The organism is Cupriavidus sp. 05N40, assembly GCF_056397305.1.
This window is the reverse complement of the sequence record NZ_JBFTND010000355.1, coordinates 1-4,124: the sequence shown is the minus strand read 5'-3', so window position 1 is coordinate 4,124 and position 4,124 is coordinate 1. Positions and strand designations below refer to the sequence as shown.

Below are 4,124 nucleotides of genomic sequence, written 5' to 3'. Positions count from 1 at the left end.
ACTTCAACGACACCTGGCTTGCCGCCGAATGGGGCCACCCGTCGGACAACCTCGGCGGCATCCTCGCCACCRCCGACTGGCTCTCGCGCACCAGCGTGGCCGCCGGGCGCAAGCCGCTGACCATGAAAGACGTGCTCACCGGCATGATCAAGGCCCACGAGATCCAGGGCTGCATCGCGCTGGAAAACTCCTTCAACAAGGTCGGCCTGGACCACGTGGTGCTGGTCAAGGTGGCGTCCACCGCCGTGGTCGCCCAGATSCTCGGCCTCACGCGCGACGAGATCATCAACGCGGTGTCGCTGGCGTGGGTCGACGGACAGTCGCTGCGCACCYACCGCCACGCTCCCAACACCGGCAGCCGCAAGAGCTGGGCCGCCGGCGATGCCACCAGCCGCGCCGTGCGCCTGGCGCTGATCGCCAGGACCGGCGAGATGGGCTATCCCTCGGTGCTGTCGGCCAAGGGCTGGGGCTTCTACGACGTGCTGTTCAAGGGCCAGCCCTTGCGCTTCCAGCGCCCCTACGGCTCGTACGTGATGGAGAACGTACTGTTCAAGATCTCCTTCCCGGCCGAATTCCACTCGCAGACCGCGGTGGAGGCCGCGATGACCCTGCACGGCCAGCTTGCCGCCACAGGCCGCACCGCGGCGGACATCGGGCGCGTCACCATCCGCACGCACGAGGCCTGCATCCGCATCATCGACAAGCAGGGCCCGCTGGCGAACCCCGCCGACCGGGATCACTGCATCCAGTACATGGTCGCCGTGCCGCTGCTGTTCGGCCGGCTGACCGCCGAAGACTACGAAGACAAGGTCGCGGCCGACCCGCGCATCGACGCGCTGCGCGACAAGATCGCCTGCGTGGAAGACACCGCCTTCACCGCGGACTACCATGATCCCGGGAAGCGCTCGATCGCCAATGCCCTGACCGTGGAACTGAACGACGGCACGGTTTTGCCAGAAGTGGTGGTGGAATATCCGATCGGCCACAGGCGTCGCCGCGAAGACGGCATCCCCCTGCTGGTGGAGAAATTCAAGACCAACCTGGCGCGCCGCTTCCCGCCCAGGCAGCAGGAGGCCATCCTGGCCGTGTCGCTCGACCAGGCACGCCTGGAGGCGATGCCGGTCCACGAGTATGTGGATCTGTACGTGATCTGAGCAAAGCGGCCGCGCAACGCGCGCTGGCTTGCCCTACAATCGACGCGGTGCATGCAGTGGCAAGGCCTCGTCGGCGCAAGGCCGCACGCAGCAGCCGGAAGCAAGGCCAGGAAGCAGGAACCCAGAAGCAAAAAAAAGCAGCAAGGCAGAAGCAGCAGCAAGCATGAACACGGCGCCTCGCCGGCGCCCGCGCCGCACTGCGGGCTGGTTCCAGCGCCCGCAGTGCGGCCCGAGCAGCAAGACCGGTTTACGAGTCCAAGCTAGTCCGCACCATCTTTCGAATGGAGTAAGGCAATGCCCCACAATCTCAATAAGACTCTGAAAGAATTCAAGATCAGCCCCGGCGTCAAGGGCCAGTACTATTCCCTGCCGAAACTGGGCAAGGCACTGGGCGTGGCGGTCGAGCGCCTGCCGGTATCGATTCGCGTCGTGCTCGAATCGGTGCTGCGCAACTGCGACGGCAAGAAGGTCACCGAAGAACACGTGCGCCAACTGGCCAACTGGCAGCCGGTTGCCGAGCGCGTGGACGAAATCCCCTTCGTGGTAGCCCGCGTGGTGCTGCAGGACTTCACCGGCGTGCCGTTGCTGGCCGACCTGGCCGCCATGCGCAACGTGGCCGAGAAGATGGGCAAGAACCCCAAGAAGATCGAGCCGCTGGTCCCGGTGGACCTGGTGGTCGACCACTCGGTGCAGATCGACCATTTCCGCGAGAAGAAGGCGCTGGACCTCAATATGCAGCTGGAATTCCAGCGCAATAACGAGCGCTACCAGTTCATGAAGTGGGGCATGCAGGCCTTCGACACCTTCGGCGTGGTGCAGCCGGGCTTCGGCATCGTGCACCAGGTCAACCTGGAGTACCTCGCGCGCGGCGTGCACAAGAAGGACGGTGTGTACTACCCCGACACCCTGGTCGGCACCGACAGCCACACCACCATGATCAACGGCATCGGCGTGGTGGGCTGGGGCGTGGGCGGCATCGAGGCGGAAGCCGGCATGCTGGGCCAGCCGGTCTACTTCCTGACGCCGGACGTGGTCGGCGTGGAACTGAAGGGCCGCCTGCGCGAAGGCGTCACCGCTACCGACCTGGTGCTGACCATCACCGAAATGCTGCGCCGCGAAAAAGTGGTCGGCAAGTTCGTCGAGTTCTTCGGCGAAGGCACGGCGAGCCTGGCGCTGCCGGACCGCGCCACCATCGGCAACATGGCGCCCGAGTACGGCGCCACCATGGGCTTCTTCCCGGTCGACGAAAAGACCATCGACTACTTCAAGGGCACCGGCCGCACGGAAGAGGAGATCGCCGCCTTCGAAGGCTATTTCCGCGCCCAGAACATGTTCGGCGTGCCCAAGGCCGGCGAAATCGACTTCACCAAGGTCGTCACGCTCGATCTCGGCACCGTGGCTCCCTCGCTGGCCGGCCCSAAGCGCCCGCAGGACCGCATCGAGATCGGCAACGTCAAGACCACCTTTGCCTCGCTGTTCGCCAAGCCGACCGCCGAGAATGGCTTCAACAAGGACATCGCCGAGCTGGACAAGACCTACACCACGGCCGACGGCGTGAACGTGAAGAACGGCGACGTGCTGATCGCCGCCATCACCTCCTGCACCAACACCTCCAACCCGAGCGTGCTGCTGGCCGCCGGCCTGCTGGCCAAGAAGGCGGTGGAAGCCGGCCTGAAGGTGGCGCCGCACATCAAGACCTCGCTCGCTCCCGGCAGCCGCGTGGTGACGGAATACCTGCAGGCCACCGGCCTGCTGCCCTACCTGGAAAAGCTGGGCTTCGGCGTGACCGCCTRCGGCTGCACCACCTGCATCGGCAACGCCGGCGACCTCACGCCGGAGCTCAATGAGGCCATCACCAAGAACGACCTGGTGGCCGCCGCGGTGCTGTCSGGCAACCGCAACTTCGAGGCGCGCATCCACCCGAACATCCGCGCCAACTTCCTGGCCTCGCCGCCGCTGGTGGTGGCCTACGCCATCGCCGGCAACGTCACGCGCGACCTGATGACCGAGCCGGTGGGCGTCGGCAAGGGCGACCGCGATATCTACCTGGGCGACATCTGGCCGACCTCGGAGGAAATCCACGCCCTGCTGAAGTTCGCCATGGACGCGGACGTCTTCCGGACCAACTACGAGCAGGTCAAGAAGCCGAGCAAGCTGTGGGCCAAGGTCAAGGGCACCAAGGGCCAGGTCTACGACTGGCCCGCGTCAACCTATATCGCCGAGCCGCCCTTCTTCCAGGACTTCGGCATGGAGCCGGCCGCGACCCAGTCCAGCGTGCGCAATGCGCGCGCGCTCGGCGTCTTCGGCGATTCCGTGACCACCGACCACATCTCGCCGGCCGGCTCGATCAAGGAAACCTCGCCCGCGGGCAAGTACCTGCAGGCCAACGGCGTGCTCAAGGCGGACTTCAACAGCTACGGCTCGCGCCGCGGCAACCATGAAGTCATGATGCGCGGCACCTTCGCCAACGTGCGCATCAAGAACCTGATGCTGCCGGTCAAGCCCGACGGCTCGCGCGTGGAAGGCGGCGTCACGCTGCACCAGCCCTCCGGCGAAGAAATGTCGATCTACGACGCCGCCATGAAGTACATCGCCGAAGGCACGCCCACCGTGGTGTTCGGCGGCGAGGAGTACGGCACCGGCTCGTCGCGCGACTGGGCGGCCAAGGGCACCCAACTGCTCGGCGTGAAGGCCGTGATCACGCGCAGCTTCGAGCGCATCCACCGCTCCAACCTGGTCGGCATGGGCGTGCTGCCGCTGCAGTTCAAGGGCAGCGACAGCGTGCAGTCGCTCGGCATCATCGGTAACGAGACCTTCGACATCGAAGGCATTGAGGGCGACCTCAAGCCGCAGCAGGACGTCACGCTGGTGATCAAGCGCTCCAATGGCGACGTGCAGCGCGTCCCGGTGTTGCTGCGCATCGACACGCCGATCGAAGTCGACTACTACAACCACGGCGGCATCCTGCCG

The 4,124-nt window shown here is 65.8% G+C and carries 2 protein-coding genes; both read left to right on the top strand.

Features of this window, described 5'->3' with window-relative positions:
- The coding region (locus tag AC1DO7_RS39895) for a bifunctional 2-methylcitrate dehydratase/aconitate hydratase (RefSeq protein ID WP_477117465.1) at positions 1 to 1,154 on the top strand (1,154 nt) is incomplete at its 5' end.
- Between the two features lie 294 nt (positions 1,155 to 1,448).
- Positions 1,449 to 4,124, top strand: a 2,676-nt coding sequence (acnA, locus tag AC1DO7_RS39890; protein WP_477117464.1) for an aconitate hydratase AcnA, incomplete at its 3' end; no start/stop codon positions are given.